The following is a 25,114-nucleotide window of genomic DNA, read 5'->3' as shown; positions in this document are numbered from 1 at the left end:
CCGATGCTCACGCGACACGGCGATGGTCGCCGTGTTCCGGCTCGCATCCTCCCACCCCCGACCGGAAACCGACCCCCGTAGGAGTTATCGCTACATACTGCCCGCCCTTAATAAGGGCGGGAGGAGCGAAGCGGGCGGTGGGTCGTGGCCGCAGTGGCCCGAGTGAGCGCCGCTTCAGGGTGCGAAGGTAACGAGCCGCATCAGCGGTGAGTCCGAGCCCCTGATGCGTCGCGCGAACGAGTCACCGAACGTTACGCATATGCCCGATCAACAGCGACGAACACGATGCGAAGCATGGTGTGAGGAGCGAGCCGGGCAGCCGCCGGCGCTGGAACGGAGTGACGAGCCGGGGGCGTCATCCTACCAACAGGGCAACCTCAAAAAGCAGCGAGGTGATGTGAAGCGAGCCGGAGCATCAGCGAGGACGAGTGAACATGACCGAGCGTCTTCATCTCTCTTGTTCGGTTGAGAGAGGATCGCCGCCCCGCTCCGCACGCTTCGTGCACCTTCGGCGCACTCGCACCTGCTCCGCGGACCGGCTTACTTTGTGCTTCTCTTTTTCAGCGAGTTCCACCAGTTTCTTGAATCTTGGATCGTTTTGAAATTGTTCTAGATTTTCTCTAATTATATCCAATTCTGACATTTTTCGTTCGATTTCATGCAATTCTTCCCATCTTTTTTTCTGCTCCTCTTGGAGATAACGAATCATGAACTCCTGGTATCGCAATTCTCTTTCAATATCAGAAATGTCGCTTTTATCCATGCGTTAAAAATTTCTTGATGTCTTCATATAACAGCGGCGTTTTTGATTTTTTACGGGATTCAGAAATGTTGGGGAAGCCCACGCGGCAAGGGGCCGTGCCCCGTTGAGCGTCCTCATCTCGAATTCTTCATATCTTATGACCTGATGTGGATTTTAATATCTCATGCGCGAAATGGAATAAGACAAGTTTTCTTTACGGGAATTTGCCGAATGTATTCAACCAAGACATGACCCACCCCCGTAGTGTAGCGGTCAATCATGCAGGACTTTGGATCCGGCGACACCAGTTCGAATCTGGTCGGGGGTATGCGGAGCGAAATACGGGTAATTGTCGCCCATTTATCAAAAATAGGTCAAATTTGAATCGTTTTTGTTTATGATGACAATTTTTAGAGTATCGAACTCAGAGCGAACGCGAGCCCGTAGAGCTGAACATGACCGAGCGTCTGCAGATCAGATTGTCATGAGAAATACCTCATAGATCTCTTACTTCGGGAAGGTGCTCGTGGTAATGAAAAAGATCCTTCAAGGAAATTATTATGAGATTCTGGTTAAGACAATCACCAGCCCGAATGAAAATAGGGTACAGACAGAAGGTTTATGCTCAATCTGTCCGTATGGATGCGTGTTGAATAGACCATGACACTTGGAAAAATCCCCATTTACTCAAGTGCAACCGGAAAGGTTGAGCTCGTCGAACCTTTCGAAAAGACCGAAGCGGAATGGCGATCGATCCTTCCTCCCCAGACTTTCGAGGTTGCACGAGGGAAGGGCACCGAGCCTGCATTTACCGGCGCCTATCACAATACCCACGATGATGGCATCTACCAGTGTGCTTGCTGCGGGACTGACCTCTTTGATTCGAAAGACAAGTTTGAATCCGGTACCGGCTGGCCAAGTTTTACTGCACCGATATCAAAAGAGAATGTAAAAACGCATGAAGACCGGAGTTTCGGGATGTCCCGGGTCGAGATCCTCTGCGCCCGGTGCGGAGCCCACCTTGGCCATGTCTTCAACGACGGTCCGGCCCCGACTCACATGCGGTACTGCATGAACTCCGCATCGCTTAAACTGGTGAAGCGGGGCGTGAAGTAAAAAAAATCTTTTTTATTATTATTCAGAGACCATAAAAGCTGCTGTTCAGGTTGCCGGAGTTCGAGTATCCCCGGCTCTCCCAGTATCCCCGGTAATTCGGATCATTGGTGAGCTCGATCTTTTCGACCCATTTGATCCATTTGTAGCCCCACTTGTCTTCAGCGACGAGCTCGAAGGGATAGCCCCGCTCGGCAGGCATCGTGACGTTGTTCATCTTGTATGCCATGATGATGTCGTTGTCCATGAAGTAGGAAAGGGGAAACGATGTGGTATACCAGTCATGGGCAGTCAGGACCACTGTGTTTGCCCGGGGGTCGATCCCGGCATCCTTGATCAGGTCGCGGACGAGCACGCCTTCCCAGAAGATTGTCGCATCCCAGCCTTCCACGCAGTGGAGCGTGACGACTTTCGAGTAATGCTGGTGATTATCGAGGATTTCCCGGTACGTGGAGACTTTTGTCGATGTTGTAAGACCCGTGACGGTCAGGAGGTAATCGGATTCATTGATATGCTGGGGCCCGAGGATCGAGTTCTCGTGGAAGTCGGTGATGGACGAGAGAGGCTTTCCCTGATAGGACCGGACTTCGACGGCCGCGAGTGCCTTTGTCTCGCCAGATACCGGGCCTTTCTGGAGCACCGGCAGGACAAGAACCACAAATAAAACGACGGCAATTGCCGCGATCACCAGCGCCTGTTTTGAGTTCGGGAAGGTTACCATTGCAGCTTGTTGTCTGCATCATGCCACATTAAGATGAGGATCGTGCATACCGGATATTCGCCAGCCTATGAGTTTCCGGATCCTACCGGGCAGGCTTTTGTCTTCTTCCCGGAATTGAGATACACAGCAATCTCCGCTGCTGCACCAAAGATAATTCCCGCGATAAATCCCCAAGGTGAAAGCCAGCAGACGCCCTGCGATTCCGTTATCGCCATGCCGAGAAATGTGCACGCAAGGAGGATAACGACAAAATATTTCCCGGGAAGCGGACGCCGGTCACCTATCGCCCCCGCCTCACGTGTCTCTGCCCGGTAGTAGAGGACCAGGAGAATGAGCGCGATGATAAGGGCGCCGAGTGCGATGAATGTATACGTCTGGGACATAGTTGCGCCGATGAATTGTACAACTATTGCATAAATCTGGTTAAAAAGTTCGGGTTGGTGACAGTCATGCCGGATTCAGGATCTGATGCAGCTGTGAAATAGCGGTCATTGTCTTGAATCCTTTGTCCGTAATGATGTAATCCCCTCGTTCATGACGCTGGAGAATCATACCGGAATCTGTCAGTTTTTTGATGTGGAACAGGAGATTTCCGCCTCGCAGCCCGGTCAATTGTGAAATATCTGAAAATGTCCGAGTCTGGACAGTAAGTGCTTTGAGGATTTGAAAACGCTGAATATTCGCAACAGGCTCCAGCAAATCCTTTACCAAGTTATCATCGGAAATTTCTGCAATAATTTCCTTGTTTTCTCCTGTTTTCGTGTAAATGCCAAGTGATTGCATCAGGTCAACCTGCTTTTCAAAAAGCCGGTGCACTTCAGAAAAACAGGTATCACACTTGTCATAAGGCCCCTTCTTCCGCAGCACTTTCATCTGTTCCCGGTAGGATTGGATAATTTCGTCTGACACCTGCCCGTCTTTGATATGCCGGGCGGTATTTTGTAAAAAATCCATGAACAGTTCAAAGCATTTGCTCCGCATTTTGCAGTCGTTGACCATATGGGAGGAGAGATCAACTTTTGCAGAATCGACCTGGTGATTCGTGAATAAGTCTGCGTAATTTTTCTTCAGGTCCGAAAGGATCCCATCAACATGCTGCAGGTTGGCATGCTCGATGAACCGTTTCAGTTCATTCCGAAGCCCTGCAATCTCGGTTTTCAGCTCCCGTATTTCTGTCGAACCCTGTGTTGCTCCCATAGAATAATTTCCTTTCATTATGGTGGTGTGGTGTGTCTTCATTACCTTGCGGGTCATTTTTCTATACTAACTCGTTTAGTATATTTTAATGACGCTCAAGTATATATTCAGAACATAACGATGCATACCCGGTGAAAGTCCCATGACAAAATCAGTTAAGGAACAAATTCATGCACAGATTTCCGGAGCACTCGCAGGAGCGAAGTTCCCGGTCAAGACACCCGCGGATCTTATTGCAGCGTTTCCGAACGGTGCGGCTACAACCTGTCAGGTCGGGGACCTCAAGATGACTGCCGGAGAAGCCGGAAAACTGCTCAAGGCTACAGACTTTCCCTTCAAGAGTGCAAAGGCTGTCGCCGATGTAATTGTTGACCGGGCCGGCCTGTAATCTTCTTCTTTTTTGCACGATCCCTTATACTCGAATGAAGATGAAGTAATTTCAGGAAGTTCATGGATCGCGCGGCCCTCCCCTCGGTGTGGTGGGGAGGGGTAGGGGCGGGGCGATCCGGAAGACTGTAATCAAGCGCGTCACGGTCCCGGATTGAAAAAGATTCTAACTTATTGTCAGAAATCTTGTCGGGGGTATGTATTAAGTCCGCCGGAATCGGGACCCCCCTTCCTTTCAGGAAAGGGGAGGGGGCCTCCTCTTTTTTTCAGAGCCGCACCCCCGCCCCCTCCTCTTAGCACATGAGGGGGGACTACCCCCCTTATTTCCAGCACCATGACCCGTGCTTCGCATGGAATTTCATGGACGTTACGCCGGACGCCCCGGTTCCCGGACGCTTGCCAGACAGGGGGTGACCCCCTGCTCCCAAAAAACCGGAGGGGGGGAGGGGGCCTCCTCTTTTTTTCAGGGCCGCACCCTCACCCCCTCCTCCTAGCACATGAGGGGGGACTACCCCCCCTTATTTCCAGCACCATGACCCGTGCTTCGCATGGAGTTTCAGGGACGTTACGCCGGACGCCCCGGTTCCCGGACGCTTGCCAGACAGGTGGGTAGTCCCCCCTATGAGGATCATGGCGGGGGTACCCCCGCCCCTTCTGTCCGCTCTGGGCCGGGGGCCACCCCCCCACCCATGTGGCTGAGCGGGTGGGGGTACCCCCCCTCTGGGTCTTTGAGTTGGAGGGATGCAGTAAAATGAGTCCCCTGTTCCCTGGCTCTCTTGAGAAATCCTCTGTTCTCCGAAATAAACAACTGACCAAAAAAGCTAAAGTACGGTGTATCCCTGCCTTTTATCAGAGTATAGATTGTAATCTGAAGATAGCATGACGCAAAAGAACCATAGCTTAATTTTGATGGTAGTCGGACTTTCGTTTCTGGAGGGACTGGTTATATACCTCAATATGGTGGTGCATCCTGACAGTCAACCCGCCCTCACTATCGTTATCGTCATTCTTTTTGCCATCGCGAGCGGACTCTCGGTATGGTATAGAACCAGAGTTCTAGGCATGACATACTCCTGACGAATGCGAAGGATCAGATTAAAACGATTATATCCACAATTTTAAATGTCCCTCGCCACGAGGTCAGGAGACGCCGTACCGTAGATCGTTCTGGTACTATTTTTCTTTTAGAGAAATCAACGGTTTCTCCAGTGCCAGAAAAGGGAATGTTCCGGAATCCCGCCATCATTCAGCAGCGGCACCGGAACAGCTCCCGGACCAGATCCGGAATTTCTGAAGGTCGGGAAGCGACAGGAATATCCATCTTTTTGAGTTTCGCGATCTTGGACCTGGCATCGCTCTCCCCGCCTTCAACAATCGCGCCGGCATGTCCCATTCGTTTATCCGGCGGGGCTGAGACCCCGGCAATGTAGGCGACGAGCGGCACATCCGTATTCTGTGCGCCTTCTGCTTCAAGGTTTCCGCCCACCTCGCCGATCAACACCACGGCCTTTGTCTCCGGGTCCTGTGCGAACCGCTCCAGCACATCTGCAAAGGTCTGGCCGATCACCGGGTCGCCGCCGATACCGACAACCGTGCTCTGCCCGATACCTGCCCGGGTGAGTTCATCGACGACTTCATACGTGAGCGTCCCGCTCCGGGAGATGACCCCGACATGGCCCCGCGAGAAGAGATCTGCGGGCATAATCCCCATCTTCACTTCCCCGGGTGAGAGGAGGCCCGGGCAGTTGGGCCCGATCACGGCACAGCCCTTCATCTCTGCATAGGCCATCGCCTTCATCGTATCATGCACCGGGATATGCTCGGTGATCGCGACGACCAGTTCGAGACCGGCATCTGCCGATTCCATGATGGAGTCTGCCGCTGCGGTCCCGGGCACAAAGATCACGCTGGCTGTTGCGTCCTGTTCTTTGAGTGCCTCTTTTACCGTATTATAGACCGGGACGCCGTGCACCGACTGGCCCCCTTTCTTTGGCGTGACACCCGCGACAACGCCCCGCCCGCCGACCTGCCGGGCATACTCGTTCATGAGACCGATGTGGTACTCGCCCTGCCGGCCGGTCGCGCCCGCCACGATAATACCGGTCTTCTTGTCCCCGTAGATCATTTCACAACCTCCACGGCCCTTTTTACCACGAGATCCATGGTGTCGAGCATCTCGTAGCCTTTCTCCGAGAGAAGTTTTCGCCCCTCTTCCGCGTTTGTTCCCGCGATCCGCACGATTACCGGCACAGTGACACCGGAGGCAATGATGCCCCGTGCCACTTCATCGCAGCGCGTGATGCCGCCGAGCAGGTTTACCACGATGACCTTCACTGAGGGGACGCTTGCAGCGAGGCGCACCGCGTGCATCACCCGCTCGCTGTCCGCACCGCCGCCCACGTCAAGGAAATCTGCGGCCCTGCCACCGTAGAACTCGATGAGGTCGAGCGTTGACATCGTGAGGCCGGCCCCGTTCCCGATGACTCCGATGGTACCGCCCAGTTCGACAAACGAGAAGCCGTGTTTCTCGGCCTCCCGCTCGCGCTCGGTAAGGTCCCGGTTGACCGCAATACCCTGGCGGGCAAGGCTGTTGTCATCGATGATCAGCTTGGCATCGGCTGCATAGACTCCGCCCGGTGTCGTAACGAGCGGGTTGATCTCGGCAAGGAGCGCGTCCTTGTGGCAGAATACATGGTATAACCGGTTGACGGTCTTCTGGATATCAGATGGTGCGTCGCCGCAGAGTTCCCGCAGGAGAAATCCCGGTACATCGGGAAGAAGCGGGCAGAAACTGACCGACCGGACAGCACCCGCATTTTTTCGTGCGGTCTCCTCGATATCCATCCCGCCCGTCTCTGCAAAGAGGATCACGGGCTGTTTCTTTGCCCGGTCCATCGTGATGCTGACAAAGTACTCGTGCTGGATATCGAGGCGCTCCTCAATAAGGATCCTCTGGACGGGGATGCCTTTGATGGTGGTGTTGAAGAGTTTCCGGGCTGTTTCAATGACCGTGTCACGGTCGGCCATCAGGACGCCCCCGGCCTTGCCCCTCCCCCCGATGTCAACCTGAGCCTTGACGACAACCTTTCCCTTGATCGCGTCCATGTGGAGGAGGATCTCCTCGTGTTTGCTCACCAGGATGCCGGTCGGCACCTTGATCCCTTCTTCGGCAAAGAGTTGTTTTGCCTCGTACTCCAGGAGTTTCATGGTTGTTTCTTCCCTCCGGCAATCGCGATCCCGAGTTCCATCGCCTTGGTGTTGAGTGCCTCCGTACCCTTCGGCACGGAATCGAGGATGGCCTTTTTCAACGCTTCTTCGCTGACTACGTGCGTATAGCCGACAAGTGCCCCGAGCATCACGATGTTTGCCACGATGTCCCGGCCAAGGGTCGTCTTTGCCTCGGCAGTTGCCGGGATCTCGTAAAACGTGCAGCCGGGCCGCGAGTGGACAAGCGTGGAATCGAGAATCATGATTGCGTCGGGCCGGGCCGTGGCACCGTACTTCTCGAACCCTTCCTGCGACATGATGACAAAGATATCGGGAACCGACACTTCGGGATACAGGATCGCCTCGTCATCGATGATCACCGCGCTCATGGACGCCCCGCCCCGGGCTTCGGGCCCGTAGACCTGCGTCTGCGCCGCGTACTTATGGTCGTACATCACGGCGGCCCGCCCGAGGATGACCGTGGAGAGGATGATCCCCTGCCCGCCAAACCCGGAGAACCTGACCTCGCGTCTCATGGCTTTACCTCCGTTGGCGCGAGGCCCATCGCAGGCCGGCTGCGCCGCATAAGTTCGCCGACCACGTACATGTCTTCAGGGATCCTCTCACCCTGTTCGAGCAGCCGGTCCCGCTTTGCTTTTAAGAGCGCGTGCGCCTTGATGTACTCGATCTGGTCGGCAACCTGCCGAAACTTGTTCCGGCGCCCGAAGTTCGTGGGGCACTGGACGAGGGCCTCGATGAACGAGAACCCCGGTGTTTCAAGCCCGGTCTTCACGGCACGTTCGAGTTCCTTGACATGGTACGACGTCCAGCGTGCGACGTAGTTTGCCCCGGCAGCAATCGCGAGTTCCGAGAGATCGAATGCGGGCTCGGTGCTCCCGTACGGTGTTGTCGTCGATATGCAGCCCCGGGGGGTGGTCGGGCTGCCCTGCCCGCCGGTCATCCCGTAGATCTGGTTGTTCATGCAGACCACCGTGAGATCGATGTTCCGGCGGCAGGCATGGATGAAATGGTTGCCCCCGATTGCGGCGAGATCCCCGTCCCCGGTAAAGACCACCACGTGGAGTTTCGGGTTTGCCATCTTGACGCCGGTTGCAAAGGCAAGCGCCCGCCCGTGAGTCGTGTGCAGCGAATCGGTGACGATATAGCCCGGTGCCCGCGAAGAGCATCCGATCCCGGACACAAAGACGGTGTCCTCTTTAGCCCACCCCATTGCATCGACGGCGGCGAGCGTGCAGTTGATGATCGTGCCGTTCCCGCAGCCGGCGCAGTAGATATGGGGGAGCCGGTCCTGCCGGAACCAGTCCTCGAAGCTCATGCTCCCGCCTCCCATACGGCATACAGTTCCCCCGGCGTGTGCAGTTCCCCGCCCAGCTTGGGGACGGAGGTGACCGGTACTTTTGCGTGCCGTTCGATCTCCCGTGCGATCTGGCCGAGATTGAGTTCGGGCACGATGAACCGGCGGGCATTTTTGAAGAGCGCGAGTGCATGGGACGGGAACGGCCAGACGGTACGGACCCGCAAAAAGCCGATCTTCCTGTCCGGGTGGTCGTGGATCACCTGCTGGACGGTGCGGACGGGAGCGCCGTACGCGATAAAGACCTGCTCTGCATCGGGATTTACCACATCGAAATCCGCGAGTTTTTGTGTTGCCGACTCGATCTTGTCCACGAGCCTTTTTACGAGCGCGGCGTGCAGCCCGGGGTTCGTCGCGCACGGGTACCCCCGCTCATCGTGCGTGAGACCCGTGACGTGCGTCCCGTAACCCTTCCCGAATTCGGGGAACCCGGGAACAAGGTCTGCACCCGGCTTAAACGGCAGGGTGCCGGGCACAAAGGCCGGTCGGCCGGTGTGCTCCACGGCATCCGGCACGATGATGCGTTCCCGCATGTGCCCGATCACCTCGTCCGTCATTAAGAAAACCGGCACCCGGTACTTGTCGGCGAGATTGAACGCCTTTGCCGTGAGGTCGTACATCTCCTGCACGCTCGCAGGGCAGAGTGCGATAATCGCATAATCCCCGTGCGACCCGAACCGGCACTGCATCATATCACCCTGTGCCGCCATTGTGGGCTGCCCTGTGGAAGGGCCGCCCCGCTGGACGTTCACGATCACGCACGGCGTCTCGGTCATCGCAGCGTACCCGATGTTCTCCATCATCAGGGAAAAGCCCGGGCCGCTTGTCGCTGTCATCGCCCGGGCTCCGGTCCATGAGGCGCCGATAACAGAGGCGATGCTCGCCAGCTCGTCCTCCATCTGGATAAAGACCCCGCCCCGTTTCGGGAGTTTTGCCGCCATGTGCTCGGCGATCTCGGTCGAGGGGGTGATCGGGTACCCGCCAAAGAACCGGCACCCTGCCGCAAGCGCCCCCTCTGCGGAAGCAATATTTCCCTGCCAGAATTCAAGTCTCGACGTCAATATTCAATCGCCACCTTGTGGGGTTCGTACGGCTCTTCCTCGACCCAGTGGATGGCCTGGTCGGGACAGGTGAGCTGGCAGACGCCGCAGAGCTGCCGGCCGTAGAGATGGTAAAGCCGGCAGTTGGTACAGCGCTCCGGGCGGTCGAGTTCCGGTACCACAATCCCCCGCAGGTTGGGGAGTTTACCCTCCTTGAAAATCTTGTACGGACAGACCTTGGTACAGAGATTGCAGCCCTTGCACCGGGTCTCGTCTATGGCAAGTTTCATGTGATGTGTCCTATATATGTAGCCGTTGAGCCGAAAAAAACCTATTCTTTATACGCATTCCTTTTTCTGTTCAGCGCAAAAAATTTTTTTCGCGTTCTCCTGCACGGCAGAAAAGAGGTCGTTACCCGCTGAATCGATCCCGACCACGAGCGGCAGCCGGTCGAGTTCAATTACCCAGACTGCCTCCGCCATGCCAAGGTCAGGAAAGTGTACACCCTTTAATGTCATGTGGGAGGCGGCGAGCGCCGCACACCCCCCGGTGAAGGCGAAGTAGACGCCCCGCCCCCGGAGCTGTTTTTTCACGGTGCTGCCCATGCCGCCTTTCCCGATCAGCGCCCGGGCTCCCTTATCGAGCAGGAACCCCGAGAGCGCATTCATCCGTGCTGACGTTGTCGGCCCTGCGGCCACGATCCTGTCGTCTTTTACCACCGGCCCGCAGTGGTAGATCACGGCCCCTTCCGGGTCAAACGGGATACCCTCTTTCTGCATACGGAGGTGTGCCTCGTCGCGTGCGGTGTAGACCAGGCCCGAGAGCTCGATCCGGTCGCCTGCCTTAAGCGAGAGAATCTCATCTCCGAGCGGTGTGTGAAGTTGTATGCTCACCATTCCACCTCTACGGTCGCATGCCGGTTCGCCCAGCACTGCACGTTCACGGCCACCGGCAGCGATGCGGTGTGGCAGGCTGCCGTCTTAACCTTGACCGCAAGCGCAGTCGTGCTCCCGCCAAGGCCCATCGGCCCGATCCCGAGCCGGTTTACCGCGTCGCAGAGCTGCTGCTCGAAATCCGTCATCCGGTCGATGGGCTGGAGCAGCGCCTCCTTTGCAAGCGCCGTGACGCTGTCGAATGTCCCGCCAATCCCGACCCCGAGTACCACCGGCGGGCAGGGGCGTCCTTCGGCAATCAGCATGGTCCCGGCAACGATTTCTGCAATTTTTTCTTTTTGTGACGGGAGGAGCATCACGACCTGTGAGACATTCTCCGCCCCGGCTCCCTTGGGCAGCACGGTCACCGTAAACTTTTCCCCGGGCCGCACGTGGACAGCAGGCATCCCGGCGCCAGTGTTATCCCCGGAATTGTGCCGGGTGAGGGGATCGACCACGTTCGGGCGCAACGGGATCTCCTGTGTTGCCCTGCGGATACCGTCGGCGACCGCATCAAACAGGGCCTGTGAATAAGGAACTGACGGGGGCAGGGTGAGGTAGACCACCGGAACCCCGGTGTCCTGGCAGAGGGGGACTCCGAGACGCTCCGCGGCGAGGATATTTTGTGCGATGTTCCCGTACTCCCCCCGTGCTACAGCACTGGTCTCTCTCGCCGTCGCTTTTTCTATCGCCCGTTTTACATCGGGGGGCAGGGTGATGACTGCGTCCCTCATGGCCCTGCACGTGGCATCTGCGAGTGCCGCCCGCAGATCCTCCGGTCCTCTGCACTGCATTTATCTATAGTTGAGCGGCGGGGAGATTATATACTGTGCGAATGGCAGCAGCTGCCGTGCGATGATCCTGTCAGGCCCTGCCGTACCGGCAAAAACACGCTAAAAAAAGAAAAGAAAAGGGAAAAAATTACTTCTTGCCGCCCTTGTGTGCGCCGCCCTTGTGGTCGGCACCCTTTGCGGCTTCTGCACCCTTTGCCGGCTCTGCCTTTGCCGGTTCTGCCTTTGCGGGTCCTTTTCCACCCTTGTGGTCGGCACCCTTTGCCGCCTCTGCGCCCTTTACCGGTTCTGCTGCTGCTGCCGCCGCTGCTTCGGTCTCGGCTTCGACCTTGACCGGTGCTGCGATCTTATCACCGGCGATCTTCGGAGCTGCGATGATCCTGCCGCTCACTTTGATCGTGTGGACCTTGAGGTGCGACGGGGTCGGGAGCTTGTGGGCACCGTTTCTCATCGCTGCCTTGATCTTGTCCAGGTACTGGGCATTTGAATAGACCGTAAAGATGATCTGGCCGGCCTCGACCCGTGCTGCAGTCCCGACGGCCTTGCCGAATGCAAGGCGCATCCCTTCCGAGACACGGTCTGCACCTGCGCCGGTTGCCTGCTTGTTCTCACGGAGCACATGGTGGGGGAAGACACGGACCTTGAAGTGGAAGTTGGTCCTGCCGACATCCTTCATGAGCTTCCTGTTGATCGAGATACGGGAGGCTTCAAGGGCGCTGTGCCGGATCTGGCAGGACTCTTCAACGATCAGGTCAACCTCTGTCGGGAATTCCTGGGAAAGGTTTCCCATCTCGAACTGTACGATCTTGTTGCCAGGAACCCCGCCCATATACTCGCGTCGGGTATAGGCTTTCTTTGCAAGGCTCCTGTACATCTTTCCCGGTTTTCTTACCATCGCGTCTTACTCCTAGTGTATGAATCGTAAAAGCGGGCACGAAAAAGCATATATTTTGTGGCCATCGTGCCGGCACACTTCACAAACTGCTTTAATAAAATAGAGATGTGGCGTATTAAACCTTACTGGATGAGATCCGACTCCTCCTTAATCATATCGAGCAGATGACGTCGGATCTGGCCGAACTCGTCACTCGTGCGCTCGCGGGGACGGACACTCGGGATCGTGACAATCTCCTTGATGCTGCCCGGGCGCTGCGTGAGGACGACAATACGATCTGCAAGGAACACAGCCTCGTCTACGCTGTGGGTGACAAAAAGGATCGTCTTTTTGGTTTTCTCCCAGATCCTGAGCAACTCGTGCTGCATCCGGTTCCGGGTCTGGGCATCGAGAGCGCCAAACGGCTCGTCCATAAGAAGGATGGACGGATCGATGGCAAGTGCCCGCGCCACGGCCACCCTCTGCCGCATGCCCCCGGAGAGCTCGTAGGGGTAACTGTGTTCGAACCCTATGAGGCCCACCAGGTCGAGGTACTTCTTCGCAACCGCCATCCGGTTTGGCTTTTTCATCCCTTTCAGTTCAAGGCCCAGCGCCACATTCTCCTCCACCGTCCGCCACGGGTAGAGAGAATACTCTTGGAAGATCATTGCCATTTTTGGACTGGGACTGGTGACCGGTACACCGTCGACAGATACCGACCCGGCAGATGCGGATTCAAGTCCGGCAATAATGCGGAGCACGGTTGTCTTGCCGCAGCCCGATGGCCCGAGAATGCAGATGAACTCCTCATCTTTTACTTCGAACGAGATATGAGAGAGTGCTTCGATCGTTTCCCCTTTCTCTGAGGTAAATACCCGTGAGACATCGTTGATGATCAGGGTCATCGCTCCAGCCCCCTCCATCCGAACCAGCGTTTTTCAACGGCCTTGAATCCCAGATCGATCACAAGGCCGATCAGGCCGATCACGATAATTCCCGCGATGATCACATTGATCTGCCCCAGGTTGTAGGCGTACATGATCAGGTATCCAAGCCCTGAAGTCGGTCCCGGCAGGATCTCTGCGGCGACAACGCACATCCACGAGATCCCAAAGCCCACCCTGAGGCCGGTCCAGATTGTAGGGGCGGCGCCGGGGAGTATCACTTTAGTGAGGACCTGGCGTTCGCTTGCCCCAAGTGTAGTGCCTACCTCGATCCAGGTATTCTTGACCCCCCGTACGCCATCAACCGTATTGAGCAGGATTGGAAAAACAGCCCCGATAAAGATGATGAACACGATAGAGACGACCCCGATCTTGAACCATGCAAGTGCAAGGGGCACCCAGGCAAGGGGTGGCACCGGCCGGAGGATCTCTAAAGTTACATCAAAGAAATCGTTCAGAACCGAGAACCTACCCATGCAGATTCCCACCGGGATAGCGACCGCCCCTGCAAGGGCGAAACCGAGGGCCACACGCTCGATACTGACAAGGGCATTATCTACGAGACTTCCGGTACCAAGAATATCTGAAAACGGGCTGAGCAGTACCGGGATCACAGTTTCAAGTTTTGGCAGGAAAAAAGGGTTGTTGACGATAATTGCCACAACCTCCCACCCGATGATCAGGAGAATGGGCAATACCAGTCCGAGACGCCGCGTCATTGTTCCTGAATATAATGACACGCGATCCTAATCAAACCTTCACTTCGGTGACGGTAAACCCGCTGTTCTGGAGTGAATACCGGATCATGACATCTTGGATGGAACCTTTTCCGGGGGCTGCAATCACCAGCGGTTTGCCGGCATCGGAGCGCTGCTTTGCCCAAGCGGCAAAACTCTCCCAGTCCGTGGCGGATGAACCTTTTGTTACGACAAGGCCGCTCCCGAGGTTGTCAATCGGATAGGCAATGGTGATCGGGATATTCTGGTCAATTGCACTGATTGCCGGCGGGACACCGACATAGGACATCTGGATCGAGTTTGTCGCCGCAAGCTGCATCAGGTTGGGCCCGGCATTTGCTGATACAAGTTTGACCGTGGCGACTTTCTGGCCGTTTACGAGGAAGTCGGCAACATCCGGCTTGGCCTTCGTAAGGTCTTCGGGCTTGAGCGCGATGCCATACGTGTCATTGAAGTACTGCCAGTCCTTGACCGCGACAAAGAGTGCGGAGTGGTCCATTGCCATCAGATAGCCGACGGTCACCGGGCTCTGCACTGTCGCAGGAGTAGTTACGCTCTTTGCAGCGATGATCCCCTGTGCATTCTGGTACGGCTGGAAGTTATAGAGCAGGGTATCCCGGTCAGTACTGTTCTTGACATAACCGTTGACCGATCCGATGTTAATCAGCGCCTGGACAAAATCTGCAGTGCTTGACTTCCACGAGTCAGAGGGATTGTTCGTGAACTTGATGGTTGGTAGTGCATTGCTGACTGCGGTTACCGATGAAACACTCACGTTCCCGTACGTGAAGTTCTGTTTGCCGGCGAGCCAGTCAGCGGCAATCCCTGCCGATTCCTGCGGATGGTCGTTGATATACTGGGTAGCTGCGAGGTTGAGGGCAGAAAAGTCGTTCACGAAGTCAGGGTTCTGGGCATAGAAGTCTTTTCTTACGACAAAGACGTTCTGCGGGTGATCACTCCATTTGCCATCCGGCGGGAGATCCTTTGAATAAACAACGACCTGGCCGATGTTGCTTTCCAAGCCTGCTTCGACAACCGGCTGCCAGGCAATGTACCCGTCAATCTGGCTGGTTGCAAGCAGGGACGGCATCGGGCCGACACCGGCAGTTTCGAGTATTCCTACAGTTCCGTTCGGGGCTGTGGCCGACGTGGCAGCGGGTGTACTGGTGGTGCCACTATTGGATACGCCTGACGACTGCGTGCAGCCGGCAGTGATTACTACAAGCACAAGAGCAAGTGCGACAAATGCGATTGCCGTACCTTTCAGAGTTTTCATAGGTACAGGATTATTCGGCCAATCATAAAAAAGTGTCCGTTTAGGGCATATTATTTTCCCTTTTGGCTTATTTCTCACTAATATTGTCCACAATCGGAGAATATTTTTACTCATACTGTCCACATATGCACAGGTCCGGGGCCCGGATCCCTCTATTTTTTGGGACAACACAGGAAAAATTTATCCTTATTTAACCCGATTGTCTCTTTATTATGGCACATGTGGACCCCATCGACCGGCTCATGCGCGCAGCTCTCGTCTCTGATGAAGAGTTTGTCGCAACCCTCAATGACCTCTTAAAGAACGATCTGCGCATCAGCGTGCGGGATCTTGCGGCTCACTGCGGGATCGCGCAGAGTTCGCTGTACAAGATCCTGCATGGGAAACGCTCCCCCAACCTTTCGACCCTGCGGGAGATCGTAAAGGCCCTGCGCCAGTTCTACCACGTGGGTGATGAGAACTTCATCGGCCTGATCGCCGCACGGCCGGTGCTCGAGAGCGTCGAGGAACGCCTTGCCGATGTGGACGGCCACCACATGCGGGTCCGGGAGTATCCTGTCCACACGATGGAGGATGCGATTGTTGCTGCCGTCCGTGCCGAGCGGGAAGGAGCGATTGCGATTGTCTGTGCTCCCATTGTGTCAAGTATCATCGAGCAGCTCGTCCATGTGCCGGTGGCAACCATCATCCCCCGCGAGTCGGTCCAGCGGGCGATCGAGCTTGCCGCCCGGAAGGCGTGGATTTAATCGATCCGCGCACAAACATGAGGTACAATAAAGAGTAGGATGAGGGTAAACGGATGCGGACCGATGTTGTGAGACTGGGACGCCTTTCGGGCGAGAGGACAGGAGAGATGATGCGGTTCCTCTCGTCAATGCGCTCCGACCGCTGTATTGCCGATGCCGATGTGCTGGTGGATATCGCCCACGTGTTGATGCTCGAACGGCAGAAGATCATCGGGACAGATATTGCAAAGCAGCTCCTCCCTCTGCTCCTGGAACTCAACAGCGAGGGAGTGCCCGAAGAGGTCTTTGACGACCGGTTCGAGGATGTCCATGCCGGCATCGAATCGCTCCTGATAGAAGCAATCGGCCCCGATGTCGGCGGCCGCATGCATATGGGGAGGTCGAGAAACGACGAGGTTGCGACCTGTATCCGGTTCAAACTCCGGGAAGACCTGCTCAAGCAGATGGCAGCGCTCCTGAAAGTCCGTGAGGTGCTCATCGCCCTTGCCGAGGCGCACCGGGAATCGTTCATGCCCGGTTTTACCCACATGCAGCATGCTCAGCCCACCACCCTTGCCCATCACCTCCTTGCCTATGAGCAGCAGTTTTCCCGTGATTTCGACCGGCTGCGAGACGCGTACGTCCGGGTTAACCTCTGCCCGCTCGGCGCCGCTGCATTTGCCTCCACCGGCTACCCCATCGACCGCGAGTACACGTCAAAACTGCTCGGGTTTGACGGCCTTGTCGTCAACACCATGGATGCCGTTGCCACCCGGGACTTCGCGCTCGAGACCCTTGCCGATCTTTCCATCCTCATGGCGAACGTGAGCCGGCTCTGCGAGGAACTGGTCATCTGGAGCACCTCGTTTGTGAAGTTTGTCTCGCTTGACGATGCGTTCTGCTCGACCTCGTCCATCATGCCGCAGAAGAAGAACCCGGACACCGCCGAGATCATGCGGGCAAAGACCGGTTCGGTCTTTGGGGCCTATACGGGAGCGCTCATGACGGTGAAAGGCCTCCCCATGAGCTACAACCGCGACCTCCAGGAACTCACGCCCAACATCTGGCGCGGGATGCGGGACGCAAAAGAGAGCCTGCGGCTCCTCATCGATATGCTCTCGAGCGCCACGTTCGACACCGACCGCATGAAAGAGGAGGCCGGCAAGGGATTCTCGACTGCCACCGAACTTGCCGATACGCTCGTGCGGGATTACGGCCTGCCGTTCCGCACCGCCCACAACATCGTGGGCCGGTCGGTCCAGAAGGGCAGCCTGACGCTTGAGGCCCTTGAGGAGTCGGCAAAGGAACTCGATCTCGGGATCTCGCTTGCGGGGAAGGGGCTCACGCAGGACCAGATCGAAAAGGCGCTTGACGTGGCAAACTCGGTGGCGCTCCGGAAGGCAACCGGCGGGCCGGCACCGTTTGCGACCAAGATCGCAATTGCGGACAGGAAGAAGCAACTGGATACGGACTCTGCGCTCATCGATTCGCGGCTCGCGAAGATATCAAAGGCAAAGGAAGACCTGCTTTCCGATGCACGGAGGATGGTAGCATAAGCAACACTTTTTCTGCAGGCGACCTCGTCACCTGCACCTATGGCGGGAAGGACCTTTCCGGGACCTACATCACCGACCGCGACGGCATGGCGGTGGTAAAACTTTCCAGCGGGTACAATATCGGGGTGGAGAAGACATGCTGCACGCTTGTTTCCCACGCACCCGCATCAGCACCCCACGGGGTACCGGTCCGGCAGGACCCAAAACTCCCCGAACTTGCCATCGTCTCGACCGGCGGCACCATTGCCAGCCGGATCGATTACCGGACAGGGGCAGTCACCAGTCAGTTCGATGCGGACGATATCCTCACCGCTATCCCGGCGCTCGCCGAGATCGGCCGGTACCGCACAAAGGTGCTCTCCACGATCCTCTCCGAGAACATGACGCCAGCGATCTGGCAGGAACTCGCAAAAGCCGTCTATGACGAGATCAAACACGGTGTTGCCGGGGTCATGGTCACGCACGGCACCGACACGATGGCCTACAGTGCGGCAGCCCTCAGTTTCATGATCGACACACCGGTGCCAATCGTCTTTGTCGGTTCGCAGCGTTCGGCTGACCGTCCCTCGAGCGACAATGCGATGAACGCGGTCTGTGCGGCGAGTGCGGCAAAAAGCGCACTCGGTGAAGTGACAATCGTCATGCACGCGACCACAAACGACGATACCTGCGCCATCCACCGGGGTACCCGGGTCAGGAAGATGCACACCTCCCGGCGGGACGCGTTCCGGAGTATCGGGATTCCCCCGGTCGGGACTGTCGATTACACCACCCGGGCAGTGACTCTTGACGATGCCGCTGTCCGCAGGGGCACAAGAAAACTCGCCCTGCACGACAAACTCGAACCGCATTGCGGCCTTATCCAGTTCTATCCCGGCATGTCCCCTGACCTGCTGAAAGCGTACGAGGGATACGAAGGACTTGTTCTTGCCGGCACCGGCCTCGGACACGTGAGTACGGCGCTGATCCCGCCGATAAAAAAACTGATCGCGGGCGGGACGCAGGTCGTGATGACATCGCAGTGCATGAACGGCCGGGTCTGCGACCGGGTCTACGATACGGGCCGCGACCTGCTGGCCGCGGGTGTCATCGAAGGTGGCGACACGCTGGCCGAAGTGGCGCTCGTCAAGCAGATGTGGGTGCTCGCAAATGAACGCGACCCAAAAAAAGCAGCGGCGCTGATGAAGACCGATCTCAAAGGCGAGTGCATGCGGAGGAGCGCCCATGGATTATAAGGACGCAGGACTTACGGCGGGTATCGAGATCCACCAGCAGCTCGACACAAAAGAGAAACTCTTCTGCCACTGCCCGACCACGCTGCTCGATAACGCCGACCACACGGGCGAGTTCTTCCGGTACCTGCGGGCGACCGAGAGCGAGATGGGACAGATCGACCGGGCCGCACAGGAAGAGATGAAACGGGTGCGGAAGTTCCAGTATTATACCTACAAATCCACGTGTCTTGTCGAGAACGATGAGGAGCCACCCGCGCCCTTGAACGAGGAAGCGCTCGGCCTCGGCCTCACGATTGCAAAGCTCTTCGGCATGACGCCGATCCCGCAGATTCACGTGATGCGGAAGCTCGTGATCGATGGTTCCAACACGAGCGGGTTCCAGCGCACGGCACTCGTCGCCATCAACGGCGCCCTCCCGAACGGCGGAAGTATCGAGACGCTCTGTATCGAGGAGGAGGCGGCGCAACGGGTCAAGGACGACATCTTCTCGCTCGACCGGCTCGGCATCCCGCTTGTCGAGATCACGACCTCGCCCTGCATGCACACCCCCGAGGACGTGCAGCAGGTCGCCGAGTACATCGGGATGGTGCTCCGCTCGACCGGGAAAGTCAAGCGCGGTCTCGGGACGATCCGGCAGGATGTCAATATCTCCATCCGTGACGGCGCCCGGGTCGAGATCAAGGGCGTGCAGGAACTCGACCTCATCGCAGAAGTCGTCCGCCGGGAAGTCCAGCGCCAGCAGAGCCTGCTTGCGATCCACGCGGAACTCATCAAACGCCACGCAAGCGTCGGGACGGAGCAGACCGATGTGACCGATCTCTTCAGGGAGACAAAATCCACAGTCCTTAAAAAGGCAAAGAAGATTCTCGCCCTTGTCCTCCCCGGCTTTGCCGGCCTTGTCGGCCGCGAGATCCAGCCCGGCCGCCGGCTCGGGACCGAGATGTCGGATTACGCAAAGAAGTGCGGGGTTGGCGGGATCTTCCACACCGACGAACTGCCGGCCTATGGCGTCACCGCTGAAGAGGTTGTGCGGCTCCGCGACTTCGTCCATGCGGGGGAGCATGACGCCGTGATTCTTGTCTCCGGCGCGAGCGCAAAACAGGCGGACTGTGCCTGGCACCAGGTCGCCGGCCGGGCCAAGGTCGCCCTTTCGGACAAGCCCGTGCCCGAAGAGACACGGAAGATGCTCGAAGAGGGCAGCACCGCGTACATGCGACCGCTCCCCGGGGCGGAACGGATGTATCCCGAGACCGACGTGCTGCCGGTCCGGATCAATAGTGCACGCTGGAATGCGGTTGTCGTGCCGGAACTCCTGACGGTCAGGGCAGAGCGGTTCACCAGAGATCTCGGCCTTGACCCGGCTGTCTCCAGCCAGATGGCATTCTCCGGGCGCCTGCCTCTTTTCGAGCGAGCGATTGCCGAAGGGATCAAGGCGAACCTTGCTTCCCGCACGCTGCTTGCGACCATCAAGGAGATCCGCCGTGACGGTGCGGACACCGACAGGATTTCAGACGACGCGGTCCTTGCCGTGCTCCACGCGGTCGGCAAGGGCACGGTCGCAAAAGAAGCGGTCCCGGAGATCCTCACGGCTGTTGCCGGGGGGAGCACGGTTGAAGCGGCCATGGCCAAGCTTGCTCCGAGCGTGTCCCGCAGCGAACTCGAAGCGGTGGTGAAAAAGATCGTCGCTGACCGTGCGGAGTTCATTGTCCAAAAACAGAAAGCCGCTCTCGGTCCTCTCATGGGCGTAGTGATGGCGGAGGTCCGGGGGTCGGTGGACGGGAAGGTCGTGAGCGAGATCCTTAAAAAAGAGATCGAGAAGGTTCTGGGCGGGAAGTGAGGGTCGGATCTCTCTCTTCTGTTTTCAGAGTACCATTTTATTTTTTTAGTCATTGTTCCTTGGTTTAAGGAGATTTCAGAAGAGCGTGCTCTTGGGGCCTCTCGCCCCCGCCGCACGGGCATCCCCTGAGTGCGATGATTCCTCACTACGGTTGAGAGGGCTTTATAGTGGAGGGGTAATCCCTCCATGACTCTTGGGAGGGGGGGCATCTGTGATCCCGGAACCGGGTGTGGCCTGCGTATTCGGCGTCCCGGAACGTGAATCTGCTCTCCCGTGAGGCAGAAAATACCAACCTATTTTATCACAACAAATGATAGTATGGTAAAGCATACCCTGCAATCCGGTGTGTGCTCTTGCGATCATCCGGGGGTCCTTCAAGAATGGCTGATAAAAAAACGGTATGTGTCTCGACAGATCCGGAGTTCATACAGGAGTTATCCGAATATCTTGAAGTACTTTCCAACCCCGTGCGGCTCAAGATCCTCAAGGTCATAGAAAGGGAGCCAAAGGAGATTAGCGAGATCGCTTCACGGATCGACACGAGCTACGCAAATACCAAGAAACATATCGACCAGCTCGTCCGCATCGGTCTTGTCAAAAAGGAGGCGGGGTTTGGTCGGGAGACCGTCAAGGGTATCCACCCGGTCTGGAAATTCTCCCTTGCCGAAGGCAGCCTTGAGATGCTCATTAAAAACCTCGGGGTTTTTTCCCGGGTAAACATCCCGATGGGATTTGGCGAGATGCAGGAGAAACTCGAATCGGTCCGCGCCGCTGTCATGAAAGAGTCTGGCTCGAACTTCCCGGCCCTTCATCTCGTGGGCGGGTCGTGGGCAGGCCATACGTTCCTGCTTAAAAAAGACCATATCGCTGTCGGCAGGAGCGATCCCGACACCCCTTCGCGGAGCAACGAGAATGATATCGTGCTGCCCGAGACGTACGCGATGGTGACCCGGATCACAAAACCCCATGTCGTCATTTCCCGGTCTCCTTCCGGCTGGCAGATCGAGGACCGTGGCAGTTCGGGGGGGACCTACGTAAACACGGAACTCATCGCGCCCATGCACAAGATCGTGCTGAAAAACGGGGATATGATCGATCTTGCATTGGGAGAGAGTGCGGCGCGGTTCCTTTTTATTGCCGATTCGTGATCTTCTGTCTTCGCAGGTTTTAGCAAGTACAAAAACCACGGTGGGGGGGGAGAAAGATGCCAAGGGCAAAAAATATCGCAATTCTTTTAGGGCTGCTTGTTGTCATCCTGCTTACCACTGCACCGGTATCTGCGAAAGTTATAACCTATGACGGAACGGGTGCAGCCGGGACGATCCAGGATGTGATCAACAATACCAGCAGTGGCGACAGTGTCTTCCTCTCTCCGGGAACGTATTACGGGAATTTTGTCATTGACCGGTCGATCGTATTCGGCGGTCTCGATACCAATAATCCTCCAAAAATTATATCGGGCACATCCGGTGCCGGGGTCACGCTTGCTGCTGACGGCATTACTATAAACGGTGTCGTCATCGACGGCAATGCGTCTTATGGTCTCCAGGTACTTTCGAGCAACAACCGGATCAGCTCCACGACTATCAGCGGACATGAGTTCGGGATTGGCCTGAAATCCGCGTCCAATAACATCCTCTCGGGAAACACCCTGACCGGGAATTCCATCGGGATCGATGTGGACCGCTCGTCCCGTTCCAACACGTTTTTCCTCAATACCCTCAACAATACGGTCGATGTCGTCAGCCAGTCTGTGCAGAACACCTGGACCTCGTCCCGGCAGGATTACCAGTACAACGGCCAGGACTTTTCCGGCCCTCTCGGGAACTTCTGGGAAGGAGCCTCGGTGACCGACAACAATGGTGATGGAATTGGCGATGCTTCCTTTTCCCCTGCCCCCTCGCAGGAGGCGATCCCCGGTGTGACCGATGTAACCGATTTAGCGCCGCTTGCGAGTCCTCCATCCGCTTACACGCTTATCAAGTCTGCATCACCTGTCAATGCCACCCGGCTTGGCGATCTCATGCAGCCATCAGGATTGCAGTCGTCCCTGCAGCCGGACAATCTGCAGGTTTCCGAAAATCCCGGGGCCTCTCCGTCCCTCTCTATTGGATCCCAGCCGGGAATGACACCCCTGGGACAACCTCCAAACCCCCTTGTCGGAGTTTTAATCCAGTTCTGGTGGCTGATCCCGGTTGCAATCATGATCTCTGTAGTAGGGGGTATCTGGTATGAGCGGTTCCGCAGGCGGCGGGCACCAGATAATGCCCCGACCGATCACTTACCGGCGGATTCACGGAACATAACCGTTGTGAAAAACCTCAAAGGGGGTGTGTCACCAGGATTGCCTGAGCATGAGTATACTGTCCGCCTGCCCGCAGCACTTGAGAAAAAGTTCCCGGATGCCGAATATATTGCGGAAGGTGGGGTTTGCCGGGTATTCCGGGTACGGGACGAGAAGAACAACCGCTATGTTGCAGTGAAAGTCCCGATCCGGTTTGACGAGGTGACCGGATCCCAGTTCACAAAAGAACTCAATGTCTGGGAGGGACTCCATCATAAAAATATTGTCGAGTTATATGCAGCAAATATTTTCCCCCTGCCATATATCGAGATGGAATATGTCGAGTCATCCCTTGCTGATCTGAATTTTCCCTTCGGTGAAGAGAAGGCTGCTGCAATCATTAAGGGTGTTGCAGAGGGACTCCGGTATGCCCATGAACAGGGAATAGTCCACCGGGATATCAAACCGGGAAATATCCTGCTTACATCCGACGGGACACCAAAAATCGCAGACTGGGGGCTCTCCAAGGCACAAGGCACAAAACAGTCCGGCCTCATCGGATTTTCTCTTGAATACGCTGCACCGGAACAGCTGGCCCCGAATCTTTATGGTGAGCCGGGTCCGTGGACTGATATCTACCAGATGGGTGTTCTCTTCTATGAGATGCTGGCCGGTCATGTCCCGTTTGGCGGCGGTGGCATGGGGGAGATTACTCATGCGATCCTGCATGACGAACCGGTGCCGGCATTATCGGGAGGCAGGGATGCAGACGCCATCAATGCAATCATCGCAAAATGCCTCCGGAAACAGCCGCAGGACCGGTACGCCTCCGTTGCAGACCTTTTAAAAGATCTTAAAAATCTCAATTGGACAGAGTGATCGGCAAGCGGAATAAAAAGAGATTGTTCGTTTCCCTGCCGCTATCTTCCTATCCAGTTTTCATTACTGTGTTGCCGGTGGGGTGCCTGATGGCGGAGTACCTGATGGCATTGTTCCCGAGGGTGCTGTACCATTCATCTGACCGCCCGGTCCTCCGCCGGAGGGCGCCGTACCATTCATCATTCCACCCGGTGGTGTACCTGAAGGTGCTGTGCTGTTTGTCTGTGCACCGGGTGTACCTGAAGGTGCCGCACTGTTTCCACCTGTCTGCGGTGTGTCCGTCGATGACTGGGTGGATGATGAAACCGCGCTGCCGGTGGACGGTGTAGAAGTACTTGTGGTACTGGTACAGCCCGCAATCATGATTCCTGCAATGAGGATCGCTGATGCAATCAACATGAGTATACTGCTTCTTTTCATGGAATAATTCACCTTATACTACGGATACCTCTCCTGAATAGGGGAAAGCATTCTCTATCCTCATGATCCCCGGTTGTATTATATTCACTACATGGGGGAAGTGATGCCCTGAATTCAAAAATGATTATTTGAACCGGCTGGTAGAGGATATCCGTATATGTATGTAACTGATATTCCGTCCGCGTAGATTCTACCATTTAAGCGTGCTAAAAAGAGGGTAGATGTGGGATCAACAATCCCGTTTTGGTTCCCGGCGCCCGGTGGGCACTGCAGGCCTTGCTCCCCCATCGGGTTTCAAATCGGTGACCGGTTATTCCTGTCTGCCTGGTACTCCAAGGTGGTCCTTGGGTAGATCTCAGGTATTGTATAATATCGCTGCTTTCGCAATTGATACCTATCACGGTATCGGGGTTTTGTGCCTTTCCTGATTGTGTACTCTCATTCGTGCTTCATCGTTCGGACTTTTTGCTCTTTTAATAGTCCGTGGATTACCTGCAGTGCCTGACGCGAAGGTGGTACTGCACATGTCGGTCTTTTTGTTGTGGTCATCAGAAGAACACGGCTCTCCTTACATCAGGGTACATCAATTGCCCGGTTTCAATCGTATGCTTGCCTCGTGTCTTTTACGGTTCACCCCCGCTGGTGATTACCCTTTCTGGGAACTCACCACGCATGCCCATATACGCGGATGGTCTTATATTCCCATCATTGACCAGGTGAAATTATGCATTCTCTTTGGGGATTAGTAAAACCCTGGAGTGTATGATATATCCCTGTTGATGAATGATCCTCTTAAAAAAGTATTGTAGGGAATATAATCCCTTTAAAAAATTACCGGGATT

General features: G+C 56.2%; 25 protein-coding genes and 1 tRNA gene. 10 read left to right on the top strand and 16 right to left on the bottom strand.

All coding sequences use genetic code 11. From position 1 onward, the window contains the following. Positions 1–448 precede the first annotated feature (448 nt). Positions 449–763, bottom strand: coding sequence for a hypothetical protein (locus QZN75_RS00460; protein WP_292423300.1), 315 nt, complete (start codon positions 761–763; stop codon positions 449–451). Positions 764–997: 234 nt separating this feature from the next. Between QZN75_RS00460 and QZN75_RS00455 the strand changes: the two genes are divergently transcribed. Beyond that, positions 998–1,070 (top strand) — tRNA-Gln (locus QZN75_RS00455). Positions 1,071–1,402: 332 nt separating this feature from the next. Next, complete coding sequence (gene msrB, locus QZN75_RS00450; protein ID WP_292423299.1) at positions 1,403–1,858, top strand: peptide-methionine (R)-S-oxide reductase MsrB; 456 nt, start codon at positions 1,403–1,405, stop codon at positions 1,856–1,858. Positions 1,859–1,880: 22 nt separating this feature from the next. Here the strand turns inward: msrB and QZN75_RS00445 are convergent, their stop codons facing one another. The 3 genes from QZN75_RS00445 to QZN75_RS00435 form a co-directional block, all read right to left on the bottom strand. Then, a complete protein-coding gene (locus tag QZN75_RS00445) occupies positions 1,881–2,576 on the bottom strand; it encodes a molybdopterin-dependent oxidoreductase (protein ID WP_292423295.1) in 696 nt (231 codons plus the stop codon). Between the two features lie 65 nt (positions 2,577–2,641). Beyond that, complete coding sequence (locus QZN75_RS00440; RefSeq protein ID WP_292423293.1) at positions 2,642–2,959, bottom strand: hypothetical protein; 318 nt, start codon at positions 2,957–2,959, stop codon at positions 2,642–2,644. 64 nt (positions 2,960–3,023) lie between these two features. Continuing rightward, positions 3,024–3,575, bottom strand: a complete 552-nt coding sequence (locus QZN75_RS00435) for a winged helix-turn-helix domain-containing protein (RefSeq protein ID WP_292423291.1) — start codon at positions 3,573–3,575, stop codon at positions 3,024–3,026. Between the two features lie 340 nt (positions 3,576–3,915). Between QZN75_RS00435 and QZN75_RS00430 the strand changes: the two genes are divergently transcribed. Next, positions 3,916–4,161, top strand: a complete 246-nt coding sequence (locus QZN75_RS00430) for an MTH865 family protein (RefSeq protein ID WP_292423290.1) — start codon at positions 3,916–3,918, stop codon at positions 4,159–4,161. Between the two features lie 1,245 nt (positions 4,162–5,406). Here QZN75_RS00430 and sucD read toward each other — a convergent pair. The 12 genes from sucD to QZN75_RS00370 form a co-directional block, all read right to left on the bottom strand. Then, positions 5,407–6,285, bottom strand: a complete 879-nt coding sequence (gene sucD, locus QZN75_RS00425) for a succinate--CoA ligase subunit alpha (RefSeq protein ID WP_292423287.1) — start codon at positions 6,283–6,285, stop codon at positions 5,407–5,409. Beyond that, a complete protein-coding gene (locus tag QZN75_RS00420) occupies positions 6,282–7,367 on the bottom strand; it encodes a succinate--CoA ligase subunit beta (RefSeq protein WP_292423284.1) in 1,086 nt (361 codons plus the stop codon). The genes sucD and QZN75_RS00420 overlap by 4 nt, the downstream gene beginning before the upstream one ends. After that, a complete protein-coding gene (locus QZN75_RS00415; protein ID WP_292423281.1) occupies positions 7,364–7,903 on the bottom strand; it encodes a 2-oxoacid:acceptor oxidoreductase family protein in 540 nt (179 codons plus the stop codon). The genes QZN75_RS00420 and QZN75_RS00415 overlap by 4 nt, the downstream gene beginning before the upstream one ends. Then, positions 7,900–8,703 (bottom strand): thiamine pyrophosphate-dependent enzyme, encoded by an 804-nt coding sequence (locus QZN75_RS00410; RefSeq protein ID WP_292423278.1) that lies wholly within the window; start codon positions 8,701–8,703, stop codon positions 7,900–7,902. Before QZN75_RS00410 ends, QZN75_RS00415 begins: the two co-directional genes overlap by 4 nt. Further along, a complete protein-coding gene (locus QZN75_RS00405) occupies positions 8,700–9,803 on the bottom strand; it encodes a 2-oxoacid:acceptor oxidoreductase subunit alpha (RefSeq protein WP_292423276.1) in 1,104 nt (367 codons plus the stop codon). The genes QZN75_RS00410 and QZN75_RS00405 overlap by 4 nt, the downstream gene beginning before the upstream one ends. Then, the gene (locus QZN75_RS00400) at positions 9,800–10,072 is read right to left on the bottom strand and encodes a ferredoxin family protein (protein ID WP_292423274.1); all 273 of its coding nucleotides are present in this window, start codon (positions 10,070–10,072) and stop codon (positions 9,800–9,802) included. Before QZN75_RS00400 ends, QZN75_RS00405 begins: the two co-directional genes overlap by 4 nt. A 48-nt stretch (positions 10,073–10,120) precedes the next feature. Beyond that, positions 10,121–10,678, bottom strand: coding sequence for a FumA C-terminus/TtdB family hydratase beta subunit (locus QZN75_RS00395; protein WP_292423272.1), 558 nt, complete (start codon positions 10,676–10,678; stop codon positions 10,121–10,123). After that, entirely contained in the window at positions 10,672–11,508 is an 837-nt protein-coding gene (locus QZN75_RS00390) for a fumarate hydratase (protein ID WP_292423271.1), read from the bottom strand. Before QZN75_RS00390 ends, QZN75_RS00395 begins: the two co-directional genes overlap by 7 nt. A gap of 127 nt (positions 11,509–11,635) precedes the next feature. Further along, the gene (locus QZN75_RS00385; protein WP_366652777.1) at positions 11,636–12,400 is read right to left on the bottom strand and encodes a 50S ribosomal protein L16; all 765 of its coding nucleotides are present in this window, start codon (positions 12,398–12,400) and stop codon (positions 11,636–11,638) included. 122 nt (positions 12,401–12,522) lie between these two features. Then, the gene (locus QZN75_RS00380; protein ID WP_292423269.1) at positions 12,523–13,284 is read right to left on the bottom strand and encodes an ABC transporter ATP-binding protein; all 762 of its coding nucleotides are present in this window, start codon (positions 13,282–13,284) and stop codon (positions 12,523–12,525) included. Continuing rightward, on the bottom strand, positions 13,281–14,042 hold the full coding sequence (locus QZN75_RS00375) for an ABC transporter permease (RefSeq protein ID WP_292423268.1): 762 nt from the start codon (positions 14,040–14,042) through the stop codon (positions 13,281–13,283). The genes QZN75_RS00380 and QZN75_RS00375 overlap by 4 nt, the downstream gene beginning before the upstream one ends. Before the next feature lie 31 nt (positions 14,043–14,073). Beyond that, positions 14,074–15,336 (bottom strand): ABC transporter substrate-binding protein, encoded by a 1,263-nt coding sequence (locus QZN75_RS00370; RefSeq protein WP_292423265.1) that lies wholly within the window; start codon positions 15,334–15,336, stop codon positions 14,074–14,076. A 212-nt stretch (positions 15,337–15,548) separates the two neighbouring features. On the opposite strand from QZN75_RS00370, the gene QZN75_RS00365 reads away from it, so the two are divergent. From QZN75_RS00365 to QZN75_RS00335, 7 genes are all read left to right on the top strand, one after another. Next, the gene (locus tag QZN75_RS00365; protein ID WP_292423262.1) at positions 15,549–16,082 is read left to right on the top strand and encodes a helix-turn-helix domain-containing protein; all 534 of its coding nucleotides are present in this window, start codon (positions 15,549–15,551) and stop codon (positions 16,080–16,082) included. Positions 16,083–16,135: 53 nt separating this feature from the next. Continuing rightward, positions 16,136–17,617: an argininosuccinate lyase gene (gene argH / locus QZN75_RS00360; RefSeq protein WP_292423260.1), complete on the top strand. Its 1,482-nt coding sequence runs from the start codon at positions 16,136–16,138 to the stop codon at positions 17,615–17,617. After that, positions 17,614–18,852 carry a Glu-tRNA(Gln) amidotransferase subunit GatD gene (gene gatD, locus QZN75_RS00355; protein WP_292423303.1) on the top strand — a complete coding sequence of 413 codons (1,239 nt, stop codon included), beginning with the start codon at positions 17,614–17,616 and terminating at the stop codon, positions 18,850–18,852. The genes argH and gatD overlap by 4 nt, the downstream gene beginning before the upstream one ends. Continuing rightward, positions 18,842–20,689, top strand: a complete 1,848-nt coding sequence (gene gatE / locus QZN75_RS00350; protein ID WP_292423257.1) for a Glu-tRNA(Gln) amidotransferase subunit GatE — start codon at positions 18,842–18,844, stop codon at positions 20,687–20,689. The genes gatD and gatE overlap by 11 nt, the downstream gene beginning before the upstream one ends. 380 nt (positions 20,690–21,069) lie before the next feature. Then, positions 21,070–21,837: an FHA domain-containing protein gene (locus tag QZN75_RS00345; RefSeq protein WP_292423254.1), complete on the top strand. Its 768-nt coding sequence runs from the start codon at positions 21,070–21,072 to the stop codon at positions 21,835–21,837. A 56-nt stretch (positions 21,838–21,893) separates the two neighbouring features. After that, on the top strand, positions 21,894–23,852 hold the full coding sequence (locus QZN75_RS00340; protein WP_292423250.1) for a protein kinase: 1,959 nt from the start codon (positions 21,894–21,896) through the stop codon (positions 23,850–23,852). A gap of 211 nt (positions 23,853–24,063) precedes the next feature. Beyond that, the gene (locus QZN75_RS00335; protein ID WP_292423247.1) at positions 24,064–24,279 is read left to right on the top strand and encodes a hypothetical protein; all 216 of its coding nucleotides are present in this window, start codon (positions 24,064–24,066) and stop codon (positions 24,277–24,279) included. Positions 24,280–25,114: the final 835 nt, after the last annotated feature.

Origin of the sequence: Methanoregula sp. (assembly GCF_003170075.1) — an archaeon.
Classification (GTDB): Archaea; Halobacteriota; Methanomicrobia; order Methanomicrobiales; family Methanospirillaceae; genus Methanoregula.
This window is presented reverse-complemented; position numbering and strand designations above follow the sequence as displayed.

Bases quoted from the DNA above. Each gene is read 5' to 3' on its own strand.
- QZN75_RS00390 (WP_292423271.1), bottom strand. From the start codon at position 11,508: ATGCAGTGCAGAGGACCGGAGGATCTGCGGGCGGCACTCGCAGATGCC.
- QZN75_RS00340 (WP_292423250.1), top strand. From the start codon at position 21,894: ATGCCAAGGGCAAAAAATATCGCAATTCTTTTAGGGCTGCTTGTTGTC.
- QZN75_RS00460 (WP_292423300.1), bottom strand. From the start codon at position 763: ATGGATAAAAGCGACATTTCTGATATTGAAAGAGAATTGCGATACCAG.
- QZN75_RS00365 (WP_292423262.1), top strand. From the start codon at position 15,549: ATGGCACATGTGGACCCCATCGACCGGCTCATGCGCGCAGCTCTCGTC.
- QZN75_RS00400 (WP_292423274.1), bottom strand. From the start codon at position 10,072: ATGAAACTTGCCATAGACGAGACCCGGTGCAAGGGCTGCAATCTCTGT.
- gatE (WP_292423257.1), top strand. From the start codon at position 18,842: ATGGATTATAAGGACGCAGGACTTACGGCGGGTATCGAGATCCACCAG.
- QZN75_RS00380 (WP_292423269.1), bottom strand. From the start codon at position 13,284: ATGACCCTGATCATCAACGATGTCTCACGGGTATTTACCTCAGAGAAA.
- argH (WP_292423260.1), top strand. From the start codon at position 16,136: ATGCGGACCGATGTTGTGAGACTGGGACGCCTTTCGGGCGAGAGGACA.
- QZN75_RS00420 (WP_292423284.1), bottom strand. From the start codon at position 7,367: ATGAAACTCCTGGAGTACGAGGCAAAACAACTCTTTGCCGAAGAAGGG.
- QZN75_RS00415 (WP_292423281.1), bottom strand. From the start codon at position 7,903: ATGAGACGCGAGGTCAGGTTCTCCGGGTTTGGCGGGCAGGGGATCATC.
- msrB (WP_292423299.1), top strand. From the start codon at position 1,403: ATGACACTTGGAAAAATCCCCATTTACTCAAGTGCAACCGGAAAGGTT.
- QZN75_RS00445 (WP_292423295.1), bottom strand. From the start codon at position 2,576: ATGGTAACCTTCCCGAACTCAAAACAGGCGCTGGTGATCGCGGCAATT.
- sucD (WP_292423287.1), bottom strand. From the start codon at position 6,285: ATGATCTACGGGGACAAGAAGACCGGTATTATCGTGGCGGGCGCGACC.
- QZN75_RS00440 (WP_292423293.1), bottom strand. From the start codon at position 2,959: ATGTCCCAGACGTATACATTCATCGCACTCGGCGCCCTTATCATCGCG.
- QZN75_RS00395 (WP_292423272.1), bottom strand. From the start codon at position 10,678: ATGGTGAGCATACAACTTCACACACCGCTCGGAGATGAGATTCTCTCG.
- QZN75_RS00410 (WP_292423278.1), bottom strand. From the start codon at position 8,703: ATGAGCTTCGAGGACTGGTTCCGGCAGGACCGGCTCCCCCATATCTAC.
- QZN75_RS00375 (WP_292423268.1), bottom strand. From the start codon at position 14,042: ATGACGCGGCGTCTCGGACTGGTATTGCCCATTCTCCTGATCATCGGG.
- QZN75_RS00430 (WP_292423290.1), top strand. From the start codon at position 3,916: ATGACAAAATCAGTTAAGGAACAAATTCATGCACAGATTTCCGGAGCA.
- QZN75_RS00370 (WP_292423265.1), bottom strand. From the start codon at position 15,336: ATGAAAACTCTGAAAGGTACGGCAATCGCATTTGTCGCACTTGCTCTT.
- QZN75_RS00345 (WP_292423254.1), top strand. From the start codon at position 21,070: ATGGCTGATAAAAAAACGGTATGTGTCTCGACAGATCCGGAGTTCATA.
- QZN75_RS00435 (WP_292423291.1), bottom strand. From the start codon at position 3,575: ATGGTCAACGACTGCAAAATGCGGAGCAAATGCTTTGAACTGTTCATG.
- QZN75_RS00385 (WP_366652777.1), bottom strand. From the start codon at position 12,400: ATGGTAAGAAAACCGGGAAAGATGTACAGGAGCCTTGCAAAGAAAGCC.